The 20,118-nt window shown below is 70.5% G+C and carries 20 protein-coding genes; 7 read left to right on the top strand and 13 right to left on the bottom strand.

What is annotated here, in order from left to right:
* Window positions 1-88 precede the first annotated feature (88 nt).
* The 3 genes from MKW14_RS07340 (at window position 89) to MKW14_RS07330 (ending at window position 3,772) form a co-directional block, all read left to right on the top strand.
* Complete coding sequence (locus tag MKW14_RS07340; protein ID WP_240859979.1) at window positions 89-793, top strand: response regulator transcription factor; 705 nt, start codon at window positions 89-91, stop codon at window positions 791-793.
* A complete protein-coding gene (locus tag MKW14_RS07335; RefSeq protein WP_240859977.1) occupies window positions 790-2,196 on the top strand; it encodes a sensor histidine kinase in 1,407 nt (468 codons plus the stop codon). The genes MKW14_RS07340 and MKW14_RS07335 overlap by 4 nt, the downstream gene beginning before the upstream one ends.
* Before the next feature lie 109 nt (window positions 2,197-2,305).
* A complete protein-coding gene (locus MKW14_RS07330) occupies window positions 2,306-3,772 on the top strand; it encodes a glycoside hydrolase family 18 protein (RefSeq protein ID WP_240859975.1) in 1,467 nt (488 codons plus the stop codon).
* A 150-nt stretch (window positions 3,773-3,922) separates the two neighbouring features.
* Here the strand turns inward: MKW14_RS07330 and MKW14_RS07325 are convergent, their stop codons facing one another.
* From MKW14_RS07325 to MKW14_RS07305, 5 genes are all read right to left on the bottom strand, one after another.
* Window positions 3,923-4,642, bottom strand: a complete 720-nt coding sequence (locus tag MKW14_RS07325; protein WP_240859973.1) for a hypothetical protein — start codon at window positions 4,640-4,642, stop codon at window positions 3,923-3,925.
* A gap of 164 nt (window positions 4,643-4,806) precedes the next feature.
* Window positions 4,807-6,246 (bottom strand): GH1 family beta-glucosidase, encoded by a 1,440-nt coding sequence (locus tag MKW14_RS07320; RefSeq protein ID WP_240859971.1) that lies wholly within the window; start codon window positions 6,244-6,246, stop codon window positions 4,807-4,809.
* A gap of 106 nt (window positions 6,247-6,352) precedes the next feature.
* Window positions 6,353-7,258 carry a carbohydrate ABC transporter permease gene (locus MKW14_RS07315; RefSeq protein ID WP_240859969.1) on the bottom strand — a complete coding sequence of 302 codons (906 nt, stop codon included), beginning with the start codon at window positions 7,256-7,258 and terminating at the stop codon, window positions 6,353-6,355.
* An 11-nt stretch (window positions 7,259-7,269) separates the two neighbouring features.
* Window positions 7,270-8,280 carry a carbohydrate ABC transporter permease gene (locus MKW14_RS07310; RefSeq protein WP_240859968.1) on the bottom strand — a complete coding sequence of 337 codons (1,011 nt, stop codon included), beginning with the start codon at window positions 8,278-8,280 and terminating at the stop codon, window positions 7,270-7,272.
* Window positions 8,281-8,285: 5 nt separating this feature from the next.
* Entirely contained in the window at window positions 8,286-9,611 is a 1,326-nt protein-coding gene (locus tag MKW14_RS07305; RefSeq protein ID WP_240859966.1) for an ABC transporter substrate-binding protein, read from the bottom strand.
* Window positions 9,612-9,952: 341 nt separating this feature from the next.
* On the opposite strand from MKW14_RS07305, the gene MKW14_RS07300 reads away from it, so the two are divergent.
* Entirely contained in the window at window positions 9,953-11,011 is a 1,059-nt protein-coding gene (locus MKW14_RS07300; RefSeq protein WP_240859964.1) for a LacI family DNA-binding transcriptional regulator, read from the top strand.
* Window positions 11,012-11,026: 15 nt separating this feature from the next.
* On the opposite strand, the gene MKW14_RS07295 is transcribed toward MKW14_RS07300, so the two are convergent.
* The 8 genes from MKW14_RS07295 to MKW14_RS07260 all read right to left on the bottom strand — a co-directional run bounded on the left by MKW14_RS07295 (window position 11,027) and on the right by MKW14_RS07260 (window position 18,166).
* A complete protein-coding gene (locus tag MKW14_RS07295; RefSeq protein ID WP_240859962.1) occupies window positions 11,027-11,548 on the bottom strand; it encodes a GNAT family N-acetyltransferase in 522 nt (173 codons plus the stop codon).
* Window positions 11,549-11,678: 130 nt separating this feature from the next.
* On the bottom strand, window positions 11,679-13,106 hold the full coding sequence (locus MKW14_RS07290) for a purine-cytosine permease family protein (protein WP_240859960.1): 1,428 nt from the start codon (window positions 13,104-13,106) through the stop codon (window positions 11,679-11,681).
* 224 nt (window positions 13,107-13,330) lie between these two features.
* On the bottom strand, window positions 13,331-14,374 hold the full coding sequence (locus MKW14_RS07285) for an LLM class flavin-dependent oxidoreductase (protein ID WP_240859959.1): 1,044 nt from the start codon (window positions 14,372-14,374) through the stop codon (window positions 13,331-13,333).
* Window positions 14,371-14,589, bottom strand: coding sequence for a tautomerase family protein (locus MKW14_RS07280; RefSeq protein WP_240859957.1), 219 nt, complete (start codon window positions 14,587-14,589; stop codon window positions 14,371-14,373). Before MKW14_RS07280 ends, MKW14_RS07285 begins: the two co-directional genes overlap by 4 nt.
* A 1-nt stretch (window position 14,590) precedes the next feature.
* Entirely contained in the window at window positions 14,591-16,078 is a 1,488-nt protein-coding gene (locus tag MKW14_RS07275) for an aldehyde dehydrogenase (protein WP_240859955.1), read from the bottom strand.
* Complete coding sequence (locus MKW14_RS07270) at window positions 16,071-16,802, bottom strand: alpha/beta fold hydrolase (RefSeq protein ID WP_240859954.1); 732 nt, start codon at window positions 16,800-16,802, stop codon at window positions 16,071-16,073. The genes MKW14_RS07275 and MKW14_RS07270 overlap by 8 nt, the downstream gene beginning before the upstream one ends.
* Before the next feature lie 6 nt (window positions 16,803-16,808).
* On the bottom strand, window positions 16,809-17,360 hold the full coding sequence (locus MKW14_RS07265) for an amino acid synthesis family protein (RefSeq protein ID WP_240859952.1): 552 nt from the start codon (window positions 17,358-17,360) through the stop codon (window positions 16,809-16,811).
* Window positions 17,357-18,166: an amino acid synthesis family protein gene (locus MKW14_RS07260; protein WP_240859950.1), complete on the bottom strand. Its 810-nt coding sequence runs from the start codon at window positions 18,164-18,166 to the stop codon at window positions 17,357-17,359. The genes MKW14_RS07265 and MKW14_RS07260 overlap by 4 nt, the downstream gene beginning before the upstream one ends.
* A 206-nt stretch (window positions 18,167-18,372) precedes the next feature.
* Here MKW14_RS07260 and MKW14_RS07255 point away from each other — a divergent pair, with 206 nt between their 5' ends.
* From MKW14_RS07255 to MKW14_RS07245, 3 genes are all read left to right on the top strand, one after another.
* Complete coding sequence (locus MKW14_RS07255) at window positions 18,373-18,798, top strand: ester cyclase (protein ID WP_240859949.1); 426 nt, start codon at window positions 18,373-18,375, stop codon at window positions 18,796-18,798.
* A 26-nt stretch (window positions 18,799-18,824) separates the two neighbouring features.
* Window positions 18,825-19,328 carry a flavin reductase family protein gene (locus MKW14_RS07250; protein ID WP_240859947.1) on the top strand — a complete coding sequence of 168 codons (504 nt, stop codon included), beginning with the start codon at window positions 18,825-18,827 and terminating at the stop codon, window positions 19,326-19,328.
* Window positions 19,329-19,426: 98 nt separating this feature from the next.
* Window positions 19,427-20,095: a GntR family transcriptional regulator gene (locus MKW14_RS07245; RefSeq protein WP_240859945.1), complete on the top strand. Its 669-nt coding sequence runs from the start codon at window positions 19,427-19,429 to the stop codon at window positions 20,093-20,095.
* Window positions 20,096-20,118: the final 23 nt, after the last annotated feature.

The following is a 20,118-nucleotide window of genomic DNA, read 5'->3' as shown; positions in this document are numbered from 1 at the left end:
ACTGCCTCACCCGCCCCACCGGCCGCACACGCTCGGAGTTATCCACAGGCCCCGGTGCGGCCCGTCCGCATGGCGTACGGTGCCGCGCATGGCAAGTGTGCTCGTGGTCGAGGACGACCAGTTCGTACGTTCGGCGCTGATCCGGCACCTGACCGATGCCGCGCACACCGTGCGCAGTGTGGGGACGGCGCTGGAGGCGCTGCGCGAGGTCGCCCATTTCCGCTTCGACGTGGTCATCCTCGACCTCGGCCTGCCCGACCTGGACGGGTCCGAGGCCCTGAAGATGCTGCGCGGGATCACCGACGTGCCGGTGATCATCGCCACCGCGCGGGACGACGAGACGGAGATCGTCCGCCTGCTGAACGCGGGCGCGGACGACTACCTGACCAAGCCGTTCTCGGTGGAGCACCTGTCCGCGCGGATGTCCGCGGTGCTACGGCGCTCCCGCACAGCCCCCGGCGACGTCCCGCCCTCCACCGTCCTCCGCGTCGGCGGCCTCACGGTCGACCCGCTGCGCCGACAGGCCGAGCTGGACGGTGCGCGGCTCGACCTCACCCGGCGCGAGTTCGACCTGCTCGCCTTCCTGGCCGGCCGCCCCGGGGTGGTCGTCCCCCGCAAGGAGCTGCTCGCCGAGGTGTGGCAGCAGTCGTACGGCGACGACCAGACCATCGACGTCCATCTCTCCTGGCTGCGGCGGAAGTTGGGCGAGACGGCGGCGCGGCCCCGCTATCTGCACACCCTGCGCGGGGTCGGCGTGAAGCTGGAGCCGCCCGGTGGGGAGGCGCCGCGATGAGATGGGCACTGGTCAAGGTCTGTCTGGCGGTCACCGCCATGGTCGTGGTCGCCTTCGCGGTGCCGCTCGGGCTCGTCATCAAGGAGATGGCCCGCGACCGCGCGTTCTCCAACGCCGAACGGCAGGCGGCCGCCGTCGCCCCGGCGCTGTCCATCACCACCGAGCGCGACCAGTTGGAGCGGGTCGTCGCCTCGGCCGGCTCCGCCTCCGGGATGGCCGTGCACATACCGGCGGCCGGCGGTCAGGCGGCCGTGGACATCGGCAGACGGCGCGCGGCCGACGAGGACATCGCGACCGTGCGCAGACTGGGGCGGGCGTCCACCACCGAGGTGCCGGGCGGCTCCACGCTGCTCCAGCCGGTCGCGCTCAGCTCCGGCGCCATCGCGGTCGTGGAGGTGTACGTCCCCGAGTCCGAGGTCACCAACGGCGTCGGTACGGCCTGGGCGGTGCTCGCCGGGGTCGGCGTCGCGCTGATCGTGGGCTCGGTCGCGGTCGCCGACCGGCTGGGGGTGCGGATGGTGCAGCCCGCCCAGCGGCTGGTCGAGGGCGCGCACGAACTGGGGGAGGGGAAGCTCGGGGCGAGGGTGCCGGAGGAGGGGCCGAACGAACTGCGGCTGGCGGCCGTCGCGTTCAACTCCATGGCCGACCAGGTCGTACAACTGCTGGCGAACGAGAGGGAGTTGGCGGCGGATCTGTCCCACCGGCTGCGCACCCCGCTGACCGTGCTGCGGCTGAACGCGGCCTCGCTCGGGGACGGGCCGGCCGCCGAGCAGACGCGGGCCGCGGTCGCGCAGCTGGAGCGGGAGGTCGACACCATCATCCGTACCGCCCGGGACGCCAAGCCGCAGACCGCGGCCGCCGGGCCCGGCGCCGGGTGCGACGCGGCGGAGGTGGTGCGGGAGCGGATGGCGTTCTGGTCGGCGCTGGCCGAGGACGAGGGCCGCAAATGGCGGGTGGCCGGCGCCGACCGGCCGGTGCGGATACCCGTGGCCCGTGCGGACCTCGCGGCGGCGCTGGACGCCCTGCTCGGCAATGTCTTCCGGCACACCGCCGAGGGCACGGCCTTCGCCGTCGACCTGCACAACGGCGAGGACGCGGTGATCGTGCTCGTCTCCGACGCGGGTCCGGGCATATCCGATCCCGAGACGGCGATGGCGCGCGGCCGGGGTTCGGGCAGCGACGGCTCGACCGGGCTCGGGCTGGACATCGTGCGGCGGCTCGCCGAGTCGACCGGCGGCGATGTGCGGATCGGGTCGTCCGTGCTGGGCGGGACCGAGGTGCGGATCTGGATCCAGCTGGACGGGCGCGAGCGGACGCCGGGCGGGCGGGGGCACCGGTCGGTGCGCCGGCGTCGGCAGCGGAAATTGGTCTCTACCTTTAACCGTCCCCGATCCCTTCCTTAAGCGCACCCTAAGATCCTCAACCCCCGTCCGGATCAGGCGCTTTGCCCGTTTCCGGATCGCTAGCGTGCTGCCGCACCCCACCCCGTGAAGAGCGAAGGCAGGCACGCGCATGAGTACGCACCGGCGCAAGGTCAGTGGCAGGAACAAGGCGATCGGCGGAGCCGTCGCCGCGGCCGTGGTGGGCGGCGGCGCGATCCTGCTCACCGGTACCGCGCAGGCGGCCGGTGTCGGCGCCGCGTACACGAAGACCAGTGACTGGTCGACGGGTTACACCGCGCAGTACGTCGTGACGAACAACAGCGGCAGCACCGAGAAGACCTGGAAGCTGGAGTTCGACCTGCCGTCGGGCGCCCGGCTCAGCTCCCTCTGGAACGCCGAGTCGAGCGTCAGCGGTCAGCACGTCACCGTGACGCCCGCCAAGTGGGACACCGACGGCCTCGCGGCCGGCAAGTCGGTCACCGTCGGCTTCGTGGTCAACGGCAGTGGCGATCCGGGCGGTTGCCGTATCGACGGCGCCTCCTGTTCCACGGACGGCGGTGCGACACCGGAGCCGAGCGGCCGCCCGACACAGTCGCCGACGCCGACCCCGACCTCCACTCCGACCTCCGCTCCCACACAGCCGGCGACCCCCACCCCCACGCCGACCCCCACCCAGAGCACCGGCACCGGTACCGGCACCACCGCGAGCGCCGGATTCGCGCCCTACGTCGACACGTCCCTCTACCCCGCCTTCGACCTGCTCGCCAGCGCCGACGCGACCGGCGTGAAGAACTACAACCTGGCCTTCGTCACCGACGGCGGCGGCTGCACACCGAAGTGGGGCGGGGTAACGGACCTCGGCAGCGACGGTGTGGCCTCGCAGATCGGGGCGCTCCGCGCCAAGGGCGGTGACGTCCGGGTCTCCTTCGGCGGCGCCTCCGGCTCGGAACTCGCGACGACCTGCTCCTCGGCGGACGCGCTGGCGGCGGCGTACGGCAAGGTCGTCGACGCGTACAAGCTGACCAAGGTCGACTTCGACGTGGAGGGCGGCGCGCTGCCCAACACGACGGCCAACACCAACCGGGCGAAGGCCATAGCCAAGCTCCAGGCCCAACACCCCGGTCTCGACGTCTCCTTCACCCTCCCGGTCATGCCGGAGGGTCTCACCCAGGACGGCGTGAACCTGCTGTCCGACGCCAAGTCCAACGGGGTGAGGATCTCCGCCGTCAACATCATGGCGATGGACTACGGCGCCTCCTACAACGGCGACATGGGCACCTACGCCGAGCAGGCGGCCACCGCCACGCAGGCCCAGGTCAAGAGCGTGCTGGGGCTGTCCGACGCGGCCGCCTGGAAGACGGTCGCCGTCACCCCGATGATCGGCGTCAACGACGTCTCCGCCGAGGTCTTCAAGGTCGACGACGCCACCCAGCTGGTGAACTTCGCCAAGTCCAAGGGCCTGGGCTGGCTGTCCATGTGGTCGGCCACCCGCGACCAGCAGTGCGCCGGCGGCCCCAAGCCCACCGCGGACGCCACCTGCAGCTCGATCACCCAGGACAAGTCCGCCTTCTCGAAGGCGTTCGGCGCCTTCAACTGACCACCGAGGAACGGGGGCCGACGCGCCCCGGCCGGCCTTCCCCCACCACCCGGCCGGGGCGCACCCACCCGCGTCACCAGGCCACCCCTCTCAGGGCCACCCGCCTCAAAGGCCACCCAGCCCAAAGTGCGCGTTCCTCAAGGGCCCGCCTCAAAAGGCCCCCGGCCCGCCCCCGAAGTCCCCGAACCCGAACCCGGCCCCGCCGCCCGGGCCGCCCGGGCCCGGGCCGTGCGGGTGGTCGAGTCCGTCGAGGATCGCGTCCGCGAGCAGCATCCCGCCGACGCCCGCCGCGCTCGCCACCAGGGCCGTCTTCCACCACGGCGTGCTGTACCAGCCGCCGGGCACACTGCGGCCGGCGACCACACCGCCGGGGTAGTAGTACGGGTTCGCCGCACCCGGCCGGGCCGAGGCGGTGTGGGTCTGGTCGCCGACCGTGACCTGGCCGCCGGTCAGGCCGGAGGTCGGCAGCGCGGGGCCCGGGTCGAGGCCCAGCGCGGTGCGGGCGACCCGGACGTGGTGCAGGCCCTCCACGGCGGTCTGCGTGACCAGCGCGTACTGGGCGGGGGAGTAGGCGGTGGCGAGCTGTCCCTGCGCCGCCCGGTGCCGTTCGCCCGCGTCCGCGAGCGCCTGCCGGGCGGCCGTGTTCCCGCCCGCGTCCAGCGTCGACAGGCTCCCGCCGAGCAGTTCGACCCAGCGGTGCGCCTCGGCACCGGCGTCGGCGCTGATGTCGTACGACTGCCGCACGTGCCCCGGTCCGGGGCCCGGTACCGGTCCCGATCCTGGTCCCGGTCCGTCCGGCCGTCGCCGGGTGGCGAACGCCACCGCCGCGCCGATCAGCAGCAGCGGCAGCAGGAGCGAGATGAATCCCATGACGTCCTCCGTCGTCCCGCAGGGCCGACTCACCCTGCTCGACCGATCGAACGCCCTGGTCCTGAGAGGCGGCTGCGCCCCCTCTGGGCGGCCCCTGTGAACCACGCGGGACGCGGCACGCCCCCTCGACGTGCCGCGTCCCGTCCCCCGGCGCCCCCGTGGGCTCAGTCGGACGTCGCCGGCGGCAGGGTGCCCGTCCGCGCCGCCTGGCCGTACCAGTGGGCGCTCGACTTCGGCGTACGGGCGAGGGAGGCGTAGTCGACGTACACCGCGCCGAACCGCTTCTCGTAGCCGTACGCCCACTCGAAGTTGTCCATCAGGGACCACAGGTAGTAGCCGCGCACGTCGGCGCCGTCGGTGATGGCGCGGCGCACAGCGGAGAGGTGGCCGTGGAGGTAGGCGATGCGCTCCGGATCGTGCACGCGGCCGTCGGGGTCGGGCTTGTCGTCGTAGGCGGCGCCGTTCTCGGTGATGTAGAGCGGCAGGCCGGGGGCCTCCCGGGTGTAGCGCATGATCAGCTCGTGCAGGCCGGTGGGGTCGATCGTCCAGCCCATCTCCGTGCGCTCGCCCGGCGTCTGGTGGAAGGCGACGTCGTCCGCGCCCGGCCACGGGGAGTGCTCGCTCGCGCCGTGGCCGTCGGTGCGCGGACCGTTCACCGGGCCCTCGGCGGCCGAGACCAGCGTCGGCGTGTAGTAGTTGAGGCCCAGCGCGTCCAGCGGCTGGTTGGCGGTCCGCACGTCGCCGTCCTGGACGTACGACCAGTCGGTGACCGACGAGGTCGCCGCGAACAGAGTCTCGGGGTACGCCCCGTGCAGGATCGGCCCGTGGAAGATCCCGTTGGCCAGGTCGTCGATCTTCCGCACCGCCGCGAGGTCCGCCGGGTCCTGCGGCGAAAGCGGCCTGACCACCGAGGAGTTGAGGCTGATGGCCACCGAGTTGCGGGCGGGCATGGCCGAGCGCAGCGCCAACGTGCCCAGGCCGTGCGCCAGGTTGAGGTGGTGCGCGGCGCGCAGTGTGGCCTCCGGTTCGGTGCGGCCGGGGGCGTGCACGCCGGAGCCGTAGCCCAGGAAGGCGCTGCACCAGGGCTCGTTGAGGGTGATCCACTGCTCCACCCGGTCGCCCAGCGCCTCGCCGACGATCTGCGCGTACTCGGCGAACCGGAGCGCGGTGTCGCGCTCGGGCCAGCCGCCCGCGTCCTCCAGCTCCTGCGGCAGGTCCCAGTGGTAGAGGGTGACGGCCGGTTTGATGCCGTGCTCCAGCAGCTCGTCCACCAGCCGGCGGTAGAAGTCCAGGCCCACCTGCACGGCGGGCCCGCGTCCCGTGGGCTGCACCCGCGACCAGGAGATCGAGAAGCGGTAGGCGGACAGGCCCAGGTCGGCCATCATCGCCACGTCCTCGCGGTAGCGGTGGTAGTGGTCGACAGCGATGTCACCGTGCTCACCGCCCGCTGTCTTCCCGGGCGTGTGACTGAAGGTGTCCCAGATCGACGGCGTACGACCGTCCTCCCGCACCGCCCCCTCGATCTGGTACGCGGAGGTCGCGGCGCCCCACAGGAAGCCGGGAGGAAAGGTCACCGGGGTGGCCGGGTGTACGGAGTCAGTCATGGAAGCGCTCCCATAAGTGGTCGTCGAGACCGAAGAGTCGGAAGGAGTGGGGGTGGGGGCCGAGGCGGCGCTGACCCGGCCCCTGGGACGGAACTGTCGTAAGGGCTCAGCCCTTGACCGCACCCTGCATGATGCCGCCTACGATCTGCTTGCCGAAGATCGCGAAGACCAGCAGCAGCGGCAGCGTGCCCAGCAGCGCGCCCCCCATGATCAGGGACTGGTCCGGCGTGTAGCCGCGGCCCAGGCCCGCCAGGGCGACCTGCACGGTCGGGTTGCCGTTCTGGGTGAGGACCAGGAACGGCCACAGGAAGTCGTTCCAGGACTGCACGAACATCAGCATGCCCAGGACGGCCATCGCGGGACGCGCCGCCGGGAACACGATGTGCCAGACCACCCGCCAGCTGCTCGCGCCGTCCACCCGCGCCGCCTCGATCAGCTCGTCCGGCAGCGCCTGGAGCAGGTACTGCCGCATGAAGAACACGCCGAACGCGCTCACCAGGGACGGGAAGATGACCGCCTGCAGCTGGTCGGCCCAGTTCAGCTTGGCGACCATCATGTACAGCGGGATGACGCTCAGCTGTGGCGGCACCATCATCGTGCCGATCACCATCAGCATCAGGATGTTGCGCCCTTTGAAGCGCAGCTTGGCGAAGGCGAACCCGGCGATCGTGGACAGGAAGACGACGGTCAGGGCCGAAGTGCCCGCCACGATGGTCGTGTTGATGAACGCCTTGCCCAGGTTGGCCTCGTTCCAGGCGACGTTCATGTTGTGGAAGAGGTTCCCGCCGAACCAGAACGGCGGCGGGGTCTGCGCCAGCCGGTTGTTGTTGCGGGAGGCGGCGATCGCCGTCCACACCAGCGGGAAGAGCGAACCGATGGAGAAGAGGATCAGGATGGCGTAGGCGACCGGGCCCGCGTGCAGGGTGCCGCCCGCCCGCCTGGCCTTGGAACGGCGGGTGCGGCGGGACTCCGTCGGGGCGCTGCCCACGGGTGTCGTCAGTGTCGTCGTCACGGCCGGTACTCCTAACTACTGGCGCGCAGCCGGCGCGAGATGACGTAGTTGACGATCCCGATCACGATGAGGATCAGGAACATCGTCCAGGCGATCGCCGAGGCCCGGCCCAGGTGCATGTTGACCCAGCCCTGCTCGTACAGATACAGACCGAGCGTCTGGAACTGGTGCTCCGCACCGCCGGACGCCCCCTTGTTGGCGTCGAAGATCAGCGGCTCGCCGAACACCTGGCTCGCTCCGATGGTCGACACGACACAGGTGAACAGGATCGTCGGGCGCAGCTGGGGCAGCGTCACGTGGACGAACTGCCGCCAGCGGCTGGCGCCGTCCAGGGCCGCCGACTCGTACAGCTCGGTCGGGATCGCCTGCATCGCCGCCAGGTAGATCAGCGCGTTGTAGCCGGTCCAGCGCCAGATGATGATGGTCGAGACCGCGATCTGCGAGGGCCACTTGTCGTTCTGCCAGTCGATCTTGCCGACGCCCACGTAGTGGAGCGCCCAGTTGATCATGCCGTAGTCGCGGCCGAACAGCAGGACGAAGACGAGGGAGGCCGCGGCGATCGAGGTCGCGTAGGGCGCGAGCATGATGACCCGGTAGAAGGTCGAGGCGCGCAGCTTGTAGTTGAGGATGTGCGCGAGGCCCATCGCCATCGCCAGCTGCGGAACCGTCGAGATGATGCCGATGGTCAGCGTGTTGCGCGCCGCGTTCCAGAAGAACTCGTCGTCGAAGATCCGCGTGTAGTTGTGCAGCCCCGCCCACTGCATGTCGTTCGGTGCCGTCAGCTCCACGGTGTGCAGCGAGGCCCACGCCGTGTAGATCAGCGGGAACAGGCCGAAGGCGACGAAGAGCAGGAAGAACGGGGAGATGAACCCGTACGGGCTCCACTTGAGGTCCCGCTGCCAGCGCCGCGAGAGACGGGCGCGGCGCCGCCGCTCCGCCTCCGTGGGTGCGGCGGGCGGGCGGGCCGGGGCCGCGCCCCCCTCCTTCGCGGGGGGCGCGGCGATGTCGTGCCGGGTGGCCATGCCGGTCACTTCTCCAGGTTGTTGTCGATGGTCTTGGTGGCGGTGGCCCACGCCTCGGCCGCCGACTTGCCCTTGGTGACCAGGATGACGCCGTTGTCCGTCAGACCCTGCTGCACGATCTGGTCCTTCGGGCCGATCACCTGGGTCGGGATCGACTTGGCGGCGTCGGCGAAGATCTTGCCGATCGGCGAGTCACCGGTCATCGCGTTCTTCGCGTCCGTCACGAGGGGCAGGGTGTACGAGCCCGGGGTGCTCGGGAAGCTGCCCTGCACGCTGAACAGCTTCGCCAGCTGGGCGGGCGCGGTCAGCCACTGGGCCAGCTTCTCGGCCTCGGTGACGTTCTTGCCGCTCTTGGGCACGGCCAGGAAGGTGCCGCCCCAGTTGCCGGCCTTCGGCGCGGCGGCCACGTCCCACTTGCCGGCCGCGTCGGGCTTCGACTGGCCCTTGAGGTAGCCGAGCATCCACGGCGGGCAGGCGATCGCGGCGAACTTGCTGTTGGCGATGGTGGAGTTCCAGGCGGGCTGGAACTGCGTCTGCGGCTGCGTCAGCCCTTCCGCGGCGGCCTTCGCGGTCAGGTCGAAGGAGCTCTTGATCGCCGGGTTCGACTTGTAGATGACCTTGCCGGAGGAGTCGTAGAACTTGTCCTGGTTGCTGCTGATGATCGCGTTGAGCAGACCGCCGGGGGAGTCCATGAAGTAGGTGCCCTTGGGGGCCTTCTTCTTGTACGACTCACCGGCCGTGACGAGCTTGCTCCAGTCGCCCGCCCACAGCTGGCCGACCTTCTCGCGGTCGGTGGGCAGCCCGGCCTGCTGGAAGAGGTCCTTGCGGTAGCAGATCGCCATCGGGCCGATGTCGGTGCCGAGGCCTATCGTCTGGCCGTCCTTGGTGGTGGCCTGCTGCCACTTCCAGTCCAGCCAGTCGCTCTTGTTCACGCCGGCGACCTTGGAGAAGTCCACGAACTTGCTCGCGAAGGTCTGGGTGGCCTCGGCGATGTTGCCGACTTCGATGGCCTGGATGTCCTGCAGACCGCTGTTGGTGGTGAGGTGGTTGACGAGGGCCGGGTAGTAGACCTCGTTGCGCTCGACCACGTTCTCCTGGATCTTGATGTTCGGGTGGAGCTTCTCGTACTCGGTGTAGAGACCGGCCTCCTTGAAGCCCTGGGTGCCGAAGAGGCCCAGCGTGATGGTGGTCTTGCCCTTGCTACCGCCACCGTTCGACGAGTCCGACTTGCCACCGTTGTCGTCGGCACAGCCGGCCAGCAGCCCCGCGCCCAGCGTCGCGACGGCCGCGAGGACCACCGCCTTGCGGACGGTCCGGGTACGTGCTCGCATTGCGTCCTCCTGTTGCCCTGACGTGCCGACCCCCCGGCCAACTGCATTGGTTGGGCCCGTTCGTGCTCGCTGCGGCTCGGGCGGGGAACGTGCGGGATGTGTATGTGTCAGGTACTGTGGGAGCGCTCCCACAAGTGATGTGTTGAAGGTTCGCGGGTCGAGGCGGGGGTGTCAAGGGAGCGGACGCGGAGTCATGCGTTCAGTTATCGGGACGTTAAGTGGAATCGCGGGGTCCGTGACCTGGGGCCCCCGGCGCGCCGCCGGGGCGCCCGGGGGCGGTCGTCACTGCTCACGGGGCTGTTAGATTCCAGGCCAACGTAGGTCCATGGGAGGCGGAGCCAATGGCAACAGGCCACGGAGCGCGGAGCCGGAGCGGGGGCCGGCCCACCCTCGAGGAGGTCGCCGCGCGGGCCGGTGTCGGCCGCGGCACGGTCTCCCGCGTGATCAACGGCTCCCCCCGGGTCAGCGACGCCACCCGCGCGGCCGTGGAGGCGGCGGTCGCCGAACTCGGTTACGTCCCCAACACCGCGGCCCGGGCCCTCGCCGCCAACCGCACGGACGCGATCGCGCTGGTCGTCCCCGAGCCGGAGACCCGGTTCTTCTCGGAGCCGTACTTCTCCGACATGCTCAAGGGCGTCGGCGCCGAACTCTCCGAGACGGAGATGCAGTTGCTCCTGATCTTCGCGGGCAACGACCGCGAGCGCAGGCGCCTGGCCCAGTACCTCGCCGCCCATCGGGTGGACGGCGTCCTGCTGGTCTCCGTGCACGCCGACGACCCCCTGCCCGACCTGCTGGCCCAGCTGGAGATCCCGGCCGTGATCAGCGGTCCCCGCTCGGCCGCGGAGACCCTCACCTCGGTCGACTCCGACAACTACGGCGGCGGCCGCTCGGCCGCCGAGCACCTGCTGGCCAGGGGCCGCGGCAGGATCGCCCACATCACCGGCCGCCTCGACGTCTACGGCGCCCAGCGGCGCGTCGACGGCTACCGCGACGCCCTGCGCGACGCCGGCCACGAGGTGGACGAGCGCCTCATCGAGGCCGGCGACTTCACCGAGGAGGGCGGCCGCCGCGCGATGACCGAGCTGCTCGCCCGCAGCCCCGACCTGGACGCGGTCTTCGCCGGCTCCGACGTCATGGCGGCGGGCGCCCGCCAGGTGCTGCGCGAGAAGGGCCGCCGCATCCCCGACGACGTGGCCCTCGTCGGCTACGACGACTCCGCCATCGCCCGCCACATGGACCCGCCCCTCACCAGTGTCCGCCAGCCCATCGAGGAGATGGGCCGACGCATGATCGACCTCCTCCTGGAGGAGGTCGCCGACCGCCGCCCGGCGGTGTCACGCGGGCTGGAGCGCCGGCAGGTGGTCCTGGCGACGGAACTGGTGACACGGGCGTCGTCCTGAAAGGCCTGCCCCCGATCAACCGGGCAGCTCCAGCCGCCACCTCCGCTCACCGTCCCGCTCCACCTCCGTCGGCTCGAGCCCGGCGGCCCGGGCGACGGACTCCGACGCCCGGTGCGCGGGATGGACGTGGGCGATGACCGTCCGCACGCACGTCTGCTCGACCAGCAGGGACACGAGCCCGCGGGTGGCCTCGGAGGCCAGGCCCCGCCCCTGCCACGGGGTCCCGACCACCCAGGCGATCTCCGCGACGGCCCCCACGACCGTGGCCTGCACGGTTCCCACCAGCCGCGCCTCCTCCCGCAGCCGCAGCACCCAGTTGCACCAGGACACGGCCGGGTCGGGACAGCCGGTGACCAGCCGTTCGTAGCGGGCACGGAGGGCGTCGGGGGAGGCGGGGGCGCCGCCGATGAAGGCGTGCAGCGCCGGGTCGGACAGTACGACGGCCATCTCGGCGGCGTGTTCCACGGAGAGGGGGACGGCGTCGAGGCGTGGGGTGCGGAAGGGCTCGGGTTTTACCCGCGGGGGCCGCTCGGTCATGGCGGGAGGGTAGTGGGGCTGGTCGGGGGCGGCTCGGCGTAGGAAGGTCCTGGTGGTTCGGCGGCGCGCCCGCACAGCGCGAAGGGCCGGGCTCCGCCCCGTAGGGAGTGGAACCCGGCCCGGATCGCCGTCAGGAGACGATGGTGGACGGTTCGCTGGCGTTCAGGTCAGGGGAACCGCCGGCCCGCCCCCGCACCCACAGCGGCTTCAGCCGGTAGGTCAGCAGGTACAGCACCGCTCCCGCTCCGGCCGCGACGAACATGCTCAGGTCGCCCGCCCCCGGGTACGCCTTCGAGACCGGCCCGGTGTAGAAGCTGGACTGCCAGAACGGGACGGAGGCGGCGACCCCGCCGGCCCAGGCGACGAAGCCCCAGTCCAGCACCCGGCGGCGGTCGTACAACTCCTGGATCCGGGACGGGTCGGAGCGGCCGCCCAGGTAGAAGTCGAGCAGCAGCACAGCCGCGAACGGGGCGATGAAGTACGCGGTGAGGTTCAGGAACACCTTGAACTTGGCCTCCGTACCGGACTCGCCCCACAGGCTGATCGCGTAGGCCAGCAGGCAGATGACGGTGACCGCCTGGGAGCGGGAGACCGGGATCTTCAGCGTCTGGACGGAGATCGCGCCGCCGTAGACGTTGAGGAAGTTCTGCGCGAGGGCGGACAGGCCGACGGCGAGCAGGGCGGGGATCGCGAAGGGTCCGGCCAGTTGGTGCAGCGCGGTGATGGAGTCGGAGCTGGTGGCGCTGCCGCCGACGACCACGCCGAGGATGCCGAGCCAGCAGATGGTGACGAAGTTGCCGAGGCCGGTGTACCAGGCGGTGCGGCTGACGACCTCGGGGGTGTCGGGGAGATAGCGGGAGTAGTCGGAGGCGAAGGGGGCCCAGGCGACGAGGAAGGAGAGGAACCAGCCGCCGAAGGTGATCCAGCCGCCGGTGGAGCCGATGTATCCGGACGCGTGCGGGTCGGCGTGGAAGAAGCTGCCGCCGCGCACCACGGCGACCACGGTGATCAGCAGGAACAGCGGGGTCAGGACGTAGGTGAGCACCCTCTGGAGGTAGTTGATCATGTTGTAGCCGTAGATCGACACCACCAGCTCGACGGCCGTGAGCACGGCCGCGCACAGCCAGTACGGCAGATGCGTCAGCTCCGCGAACGCCTTGCCGCCCAGGATGACCGTGACCGCCGCCCAGCCGACTCCGGCGAAGACGTTGATGTATGCCACGGGCAGGAAGTTGCCGAAGAAGCCGAGCGGGCCGCGCGCCTGGATCTGCTGCGGCACCCCGAGCCGGACGCCCATCCGGGACATCACGGCCATCAGCAGCGAGCCGAGCGCCGCGCCGATCACGATGGCCGCCACGGCCGCGCCGAAGCCCAGCCCGAACCAGGCGGCGCTGAAGCCGAGCAGGATGATGGGGAAGTTGAGGCCGGCCGCGAACCAGACGAAGAACTGTGAACTGGGCTTGCCGTGCCGCTCGTTGTCGGGGATGTGGTCGACACCGAAGGGTTCGACCTTGGTGACCGCGCTGCCGTACACCGGCGCCGAGGCATCATGGGACATGGCGTGCTCCTGGGGCGAGGAAAGGAGACTGCTACATGGGGCGTGGGGGCGTGGGGGCTGTGGGGACTCACCATGGCCGGGGCCATCCGTGAGATCTCGGACGGACACTCGGGCGACGTTCACCCGCGGGCCGAGGTCGTATGGCGGGCGGAGGCGATCCGGTCGCCGCATCCGGGGTGCGGTCGGGCGAGGCCTGCGACGACTCCGCCCGGACAAGCGCCGGCCTACTGGAACGCCGGCACGACTTCCTTGATGAACAGCTCCAGCGACGTGCGCTTCTCCTCGTGCGACAGGCTGGTGTCGATCCAGAAGCTGTACTCGTCGACGCCGAGTTCCTGGTAGGCGCGCAGCCGTTCGATCACTTCGGCGGGGGTGCCGATCATCGCCGTCTTGTGCAGCGCCTCAGGCGCGAACTCGGGGCGGCCTTCGAACTTCGACTCCGGGCTGGGGTCGAGGAACCCGTTCCGTGGGGTGGTCTGGTTGCCGAACCAGGCGTCGAAGGTCCGGTAGAACCGGTTGATCGCCTCCGCGGCAGGGCGCCACCCGTCGGGCTCGTCGGGGGAGTGGACGTGGGTGTGCCGCAGCACCATCAGCTCGGGGCGCTCCACCTCGGGGTGGTTGGCCACCGCGGTGTCGAACTTCCGCTTCAGGTCGACGACTTCCTCGTCCCCCTTCATCAGCGGGGTGACCATGACGTTGCAGCCCTGGGCGACGGCGAAGTCGTGGGAGTCGGGGTCGCGGGCGGCGATCCACATGGGCGGGGTGGGCTGCTGCACCGGCTTGGGCACGCTGGTCGACGTCGGGAACTGCCAGATCTCGCCGTCGTGGGCGTAGTCGCCCTGCCACAGCGCCCGGACCGCGGGCACGAGTTCGCGCAGGTGCTTCCCGCCCTCGCGGGCCGACAGCCCGCCCGCCAGCCGGTCGAACTCGCACTGGTACGCGCCCCGGGCGAGCCCCACCTCCATCCGGCCGTTGCTGATGACGTCGAGCAGCGCGCACTCACCGGCGGCGCGGATCGGGTTCCAGAACGGGGCGACGATCGTCCCGGCGCCGAGCCGGATCGTCGAGGTCTGCGCGGCCAGGTGGGCGAGGAGCGGGATGGGGCTCGGGGAGATGGTGTACTCCATCGAGTGGTGCTCGCCGATCCACACGGTGCTGAACCCGCCGGCCTCGGCCATCAGCGTCAACTCGGTGAGATTCTCGAAGAGTTGGCGGTGGCTGACCTCCTCGTCCCAGCGCTCCATGTGCACGAACAACGAAAACCTCATGACTGCTGCTCCTTGCCTGATGCGGTGGCGTCCATCTCGGTGAGGGTCACGTCGCCGGTGGCCCAGTGCGACCGGGGCACCTCGTGGACGACGACACGGATGTACTCGGGCTTGGTGTTCGTGGTGCGCAGGACCGCGGCGTGCACTTCGTGCAGCAGGGCCCGGATCTGTTCCGGGGTGCGGCCTTCAGCGAGGGTGATGGCTACCTGTGGCATGTCAGCTCCGCATGGTGAACGGGTCGGCCACGGGCTCATCGCTGGTGTTGATCCACACGCTCTTGAGGCGGGTGTACTCCTTGATGGTCTCGGTGCCGTGCTCGACGCCGACGCCGCTGGTCTTGAACCCCTGCCGCGGTGACATGGGGGACATGGCCCGGTAGGTGTTGACCCAGACGGTCCCGGCGTCCAGCCGCCCCGCCATCCGGTGCGCCCGGGCGAGGTTGGTCGTCCAGACACCGGCCGCGAGTCCGTAGTCGGTGTCGTTGGCCAGCCGGACGACCTCCTCCTCGGTGTCGAACGGCATGACGGCCAGCACGGGACCGAAGATCTCCTCACGGACGACGCGCATGCCGTTGTCGACGTCCACGAGGATGGTGGGTTCGTAGAAGTACCCGCCGAGCCCGCCGTCGGTGGGCCGCCCGCCGGTCAGCACCCGGGCCCCCTCCTCGCGCCCGAGATCGACGTAGCCCGCCACCTTGTCGCGCTGGTCGGCGAAGGCCAGCGGCCCCAACTCGGTCTGCGCGTCCAGGGGGTCGCCGATGCGGATGGTCTTGGCGCGCTCGGCGACCCGCTCCAGGAGTTCGTCGTAGACCGACCGATGGGCGAAGACCCGGCTGCCCGCGATGCAGGTCTGCCCGGCGGCGGCGAAGATGCCGGCCACGACGCCCATCGCCGCGTTCGCGATGTTCGCGTCCTCGAAGACGATGTTGGGGGACTTTCCGCCGAGTTCGAGCGTGGAGCCGATGAACCGGCTCGCGGTCGCCGCCGCGATACGGGCCCCGGTGGCGGTGGAGCCGGTGAAGGAGATCTTCGCCAGGTCGCGGTGGTCGACCAGGGCCTGTCCCGCCTCGGCCCCGAACCCGGTGACGACGTTGACCGCGCCCGGCGGGAAGCCCGCCTCCAGGGCCAGCTCGGCGAGCCTGACGATGGTCGCCGAGGTGTACTCGGAGGGCTTGATCACGACGGTGTTGCCGGCGCAGAGAGCCGGGGCCAGTTTGCTGCTGGTCAGCGTCAGCGGGGAGTTCCAGGGCGTGATCGCTCCGACGACGCCCAGCGGCTCCCGGGCCGTGTAGTTCAGCACCTGGCGGTCGGAGGTGGGGATGAAGTCGCCGTGGATCTTGTCGGCGAGCCCCGCGTAGTAGTGGTAGTACTCCGGCAGGGTGGCCAGCTGCCCCCGCATCTCGCGCAGCAGCTTGCCGTTGTCCAGCGTCTCCGCCCGGGCCAGCTCCTCGGCGTTCTCGGCGATCAACTCACCGAGGCGGCGCAGCAGATGGCCCCGGCGCGTCTGGCTGAGGTCGCGCCACCGCGGGTCCTCGAAGGCGCTCCGCGCGGCGGCGACCGCCCGGTCGACGTCGGCGGCGTCGCCGCGCGCCGCCCGGTAGAGGACCTCGCGGGTGGCCGGGTTGGTGCTCTCGAAGTACTCGCCGGACGCGGGCTCCACCGGCTCCCCGCCGATGAGGTGCCGCAATGTGGTGAGGTCAGACATGTGCGCACTCTCCGAGGAAGGCGGTGAGGGAGTCGACGAGAGCCTGGGGACGCTCGACGGGCAGCATGTGACGCGCCCCGGGGACGACCACCACCCGGCAGTCGGGAAGCGCCGCGGCGAGCCGCCGGGTCATCTCGGGGGTGGAGCCCGGGTCGTTCTCCCCCGTCACCGCCAGTGCGGGTACGGCGATGTGGCCCAGGTCCGGCCCGAGTTCCGCGTCCGCCGTGGCGAACACGCGATAGCAGCCGAGGAAGGAACCGACGTCGCCTGCGAGCAGCGTGGCTTCCGTGCGGGCGACCCGGTCGGCGTCGACGTCCGTGCCGTCGTACCACCGCTTCAGGGACGCGGCCGCACTCGCCGAGAAGTCGGTTTCCGCGGTGCGCAGCCGGTCGACGACTGAGGCCCGTTCCTCGGCCGTGCGCTCGCACACCGAGCTGACCGAGGTCAGGGTGGCCACCAGCTCGGGGCGGTGCAGTGCCAGGTGCTGGGCGACCAGCGCCCCCAGTGAGAATCCGACCAGGTGCGAGCCGGCCGGGATCTCACCGGCCACCCCGTCGGCCAGGTCCCCGAGCGTCACTCCGTCGCGCACCGGCGGGCGGGAGCCGTGGCCCGGCAGGTCGGGGGTGATCACGGTGAAGCGGTCGGCCAGGAGTGCGGCGGTGGGCTCCCACATGGTGTGGTCGAGTCCGACGCCGTGCAGCAGGACCACCGTCGGCTTGCTCATGAGCACCTACTGTTCGGTCGTGAGCGGCGCCAGGCGCTGCTGGGGGCGGCCCTGAGCGGCGGCGGCGAGTGCGATGACGATCTCGTTCGGGTGCGGGGCGTCGCTGATCCGGACCTCGAAGCTCTGGTGGTGCGAACGGATCGTGGCGTCGGTGATGTGCTTCAGCGGGATGTCGAAGACCACACCGGCCGGCCCGCGCTTCTCGACCGCCGGCAGCAGGGTGGTGGCATTGGCCGCCTTGCGGAAGTGGTCGCCGAACCTGAGCGTGTGGATCAGCCCCGAACCGTGCTCGATCTCGCCGTCCAGACCGACGATGGCGGCCTTGCCGTATGCCTCCGCGGGCTCACCGAGGGCGTCCAGGACCGCTGGGGCCAGCAGCGCGCCGAGGTCGGAGGCGTTCGCCTCGATGCCGGGGCCCAGATCCTCGACGAAGCCCTGACCGGCCCAGGGGTTCTCGATCACCGCTGCGACGACGGCGATCCGGGCGGGACGATGGACCGCGCGACCGCCCTCGGCGTGGATCTCTTCGACGACGGTCACGATCTTGCGGACGCTCATGAGGGGACAACCTCCAGGGTTTCGGTGGTGACGACGGGGTCGGTCATGCGGTCCCCGATACGGGGGTGCGGTCGCGGCCCCGTCGACGCGGCTGCGATGACGACGATCTCGTCCGCACGCGGTGCGTCGGGCACGCGGGCGCTGATGGTCTGGTAGTGGCTGCGTGTCGCGGCATGTGTTTTGTGCCAGAGGGGGACGACGAGTGTCTCTCCGGCCTCGGCGCGTGTGTCGGCGAAGCAGATGATGGATTCGCCCTGGAGGAACTCTCTCACCAGGTTGCCGAAGTACGGGGTGTGGATGAGTGCCCCGGCGTGCTCGATCTCGCCGGCTGTGCCGACGATGGCGGCCTTGCCGAACGCCTCGATCTCGTGCGCACCACCCATGGCGGCGATGAGCCGGTCGGTCAGCAGTTTCGCGAGTACCGGAGCGATCCGCGCCTGCTCCGTGGACAGGTCGGCCGAAGGACCGGCACCCCGCCATGGATTCCGGATGACCGCGGCGACGCTGGCTCGCCACGCGGGGCGCGCGGGCGCCTCGCCCGCCTCGGTCAGGACGACGTCACGGTAGAGCGTGAGCTTGCGCAGGCCGATGCTCTCGTCAGGTTGTTCCAAGCCCTCTTGCATGGCACAGGACGATAAGCATGTGCGTGCAAACCGGTCAAGGGTCCTGTCCGAAGGCCCTTCGCACGCCTTCCGGACTCCGGGGGCGACGCCGATGAAGTCGCGCTTGAACTGCATATTCTGGCGATCAGCGGGGATGTTGCGTGGTGCGGAGCCGCTGAGCCCTTGACGCTCCCGCTGTGGCATGCCTTACTGCTTCTTGTATACCAACTTGGGGTCGGGCTCACCCTTGTGGACCAGGGGATTCCGTGGCCGAGGGCGCGGCGGAGGGGACGCGAACGGTTCCGCTCCCGCGGCCTTTCCGGCCGCCTCCGGCAGGGCCCGGGCACTCCTGTTCGCGCCCGTGGACGGACCGCATTCTCCAGAAGGCCGGCACTGTGAAGGGAGAAGAGATGACGCACACCGACGCCCGCAGGGAACGAATCGAGAAGGTATGGGCCGAGGCTTGGGGGCAGGGCGACGTCGACGCACTCGACGCGCTGCTGAACCCGGCCTACCTGCGCCAGGGGACAGACCCGCACCCGCAGAACCTGGACGCCTTCAAGGCGGCGATCGTCTCCACACGTGCGGCGTTCCCGGACCTGACCACCGTCATCGACGACATCGTGATCGAAGGCGACAGGGCCGCGATCCGCTGGCACAGCAGCGGAACACACATGAATTCCTTCCTCGGTGTCCCACCCACCATGCGGCGCGTCGACATCAGCGGCGCCACCTTCGCCCGCTTCGAGGGGGACCGGATCGCCGAGGAGCACGTGACATGGGATCCACGGGCCCTGCTCGCGGCGCTGGGCATCATCAGCGTGGGACAGGACTGACGATCGAGATGACAAGGAGCGACCCCATGGCCACGCTTGCCTCCACCCCCGACATCGACGTGATGAAGCAGGTGAACCGGCAGTTCGTCACCGGTGTCACGGTCGTGACCGCGATGGATGGAGAGACCCCCAGAGGGCTGGCCGTCAACGCGTTCTCGAGCATCTCGCTCGACCCTCCCACGGTGATGGTGTGCGTCCAGCACACCTCGTCCACGCATGACTGTCTGTTCCGGGCGGATCACCTCGCGATCAACATCCTGTCCAGCGACCAGCTCGACGTCGTCGGCACGTTCGCGAGCAAAGCCGCTGACAAGTTCGAGGACCTGGACTGGGAGAGCGGTCCGTTCGGCAGCCCGCTGATCGCTCGGAGCAGCGCGCAGATGGAGGTGCGGATCCGCGAACGGCTCCGGGCGAGCACGCACACGATCTTCGTCTGCCGAGTGGTGCACGCCGCGGTCACCGGGCTCCACCCGATGGTGTACAGCGCGGGCAAGTTCTTCGACGGCGGGGCACTCACGTCTCTGGGATGATCCTGTGGGCAGTAGGGGAGAGGGAGGAGCATTCGGTGAATCGCGCGGAGAGCGAACCGAAGTGGGGGTCCCCCAGGCCGACGGCTGGGGGAGGATCGATGCAGGCCACGGTGATCGCCGAGATGCGCAGGCGCATCATCAACGGTGACGTCGAACCCGGAGCCTCTCTCTCGGAGACCGTCCTCGCGCACGAGTTCGGTGTGAGCCGTACGCCGGTGCGCGAAGCCCTCAAGCAGCTGCAGACCGAAGGGCTCGTCGAGATCCGGCCCCGCGTCGGGACGTTCGTCACCACCCCGTCCCGCCGGGAGATCACGGAACTCTTCGAGATGAAGGAACTCATCGAAGGCGCGGCCGCACGCCTCCTCGCCCAGCGCGGCCGCGTCCCGGAGATCGACTCGCTCGAGCGAAATCTCCGGGAGGCCGACGAGGCGGTGGGGCAGGACGACCGGGAACGGTACGCGAAGCTGGTCCAGGAGTTCCACGACCTGCTCATAGTCGGCTCCGACAACAGCAAGCTGCAGGCCCACTACCGGATCCTGATGAACCAGCTCGCGTACGCCCGGCTGGTGAACACCTCGCTGAGCCAGCCGGGCCGCGCCATCCAGTCCGACCGTGAGCACCACCTCGTCCTGGAACTGATCCTGGAAAAGGACGGCGACAGCGCCGAGCGCGTCATGCGTGAGCATGTCAGGGCCAGCCGGCGCGCTCTGCTGGCGGGCCTGCCCGTCGGGGACGGAACCGACGGGGTGCGAACAGGTGGCGGTTGACGGCGCTCGAGTGTGTCCGCGGC

It is taken from the genome of Streptomyces gilvus, from assembly GCF_022513565.1.
GTDB lineage: Bacteria > Actinomycetota > Actinomycetes > Streptomycetales > Streptomycetaceae > Streptomyces > Streptomyces gilvus.
The sequence above is the reverse complement of the archived record's forward strand: the minus strand, read 5'-3'. Positions and strand labels throughout refer to the sequence as shown.

Excerpts from the sequence above, each read along its gene's own strand:
- MKW14_RS07280 (WP_240859957.1), bottom strand. The coding sequence starts at position 14,589 with ATGCCACAGGTAGCCATCACCCTCGCTGAAGGCCGCACCCCGGAACAG.
- MKW14_RS07265 (WP_240859952.1), bottom strand. The coding sequence starts at position 17,360 with ATGAGCGTCCGCAAGATCGTGACCGTCGTCGAAGAGATCCACGCCGAG.
- MKW14_RS07300 (WP_240859964.1), top strand. The coding sequence starts at position 9,953 with ATGGCAACAGGCCACGGAGCGCGGAGCCGGAGCGGGGGCCGGCCCACC.
- MKW14_RS07340 (WP_240859979.1), top strand. The coding sequence starts at position 89 with ATGGCAAGTGTGCTCGTGGTCGAGGACGACCAGTTCGTACGTTCGGCG.
- MKW14_RS07310 (WP_240859968.1), bottom strand. The coding sequence starts at position 8,280 with ATGGCCACCCGGCACGACATCGCCGCGCCCCCCGCGAAGGAGGGGGGC.
- MKW14_RS07255 (WP_240859949.1), top strand. The coding sequence starts at position 18,373 with ATGACGCACACCGACGCCCGCAGGGAACGAATCGAGAAGGTATGGGCC.
- MKW14_RS07250 (WP_240859947.1), top strand. The coding sequence starts at position 18,825 with ATGGCCACGCTTGCCTCCACCCCCGACATCGACGTGATGAAGCAGGTG.
- MKW14_RS07335 (WP_240859977.1), top strand. The coding sequence starts at position 790 with ATGAGATGGGCACTGGTCAAGGTCTGTCTGGCGGTCACCGCCATGGTC.
- MKW14_RS07305 (WP_240859966.1), bottom strand. The coding sequence starts at position 9,611 with ATGCGAGCACGTACCCGGACCGTCCGCAAGGCGGTGGTCCTCGCGGCC.
- MKW14_RS07320 (WP_240859971.1), bottom strand. The coding sequence starts at position 6,246 with ATGACTGACTCCGTACACCCGGCCACCCCGGTGACCTTTCCTCCCGGC.
- MKW14_RS07325 (WP_240859973.1), bottom strand. The coding sequence starts at position 4,642 with ATGGGATTCATCTCGCTCCTGCTGCCGCTGCTGCTGATCGGCGCGGCG.
- MKW14_RS07270 (WP_240859954.1), bottom strand. The coding sequence starts at position 16,802 with ATGAGCAAGCCGACGGTGGTCCTGCTGCACGGCGTCGGACTCGACCAC.
- MKW14_RS07295 (WP_240859962.1), bottom strand. The coding sequence starts at position 11,548 with ATGACCGAGCGGCCCCCGCGGGTAAAACCCGAGCCCTTCCGCACCCCA.
- MKW14_RS07285 (WP_240859959.1), bottom strand. The coding sequence starts at position 14,374 with ATGAGGTTTTCGTTGTTCGTGCACATGGAGCGCTGGGACGAGGAGGTC.
- MKW14_RS07330 (WP_240859975.1), top strand. The coding sequence starts at position 2,306 with ATGAGTACGCACCGGCGCAAGGTCAGTGGCAGGAACAAGGCGATCGGC.
- MKW14_RS07275 (WP_240859955.1), bottom strand. The coding sequence starts at position 16,078 with ATGTCTGACCTCACCACATTGCGGCACCTCATCGGCGGGGAGCCGGTG.
- MKW14_RS07245 (WP_240859945.1), top strand. The coding sequence starts at position 19,427 with ATGCAGGCCACGGTGATCGCCGAGATGCGCAGGCGCATCATCAACGGT.
- MKW14_RS07260 (WP_240859950.1), bottom strand. The coding sequence starts at position 18,166 with ATGCCACAGCGGGAGCGTCAAGGGCTCAGCGGCTCCGCACCACGCAAC.
- MKW14_RS07290 (WP_240859960.1), bottom strand. The coding sequence starts at position 13,106 with ATGTCCCATGATGCCTCGGCGCCGGTGTACGGCAGCGCGGTCACCAAG.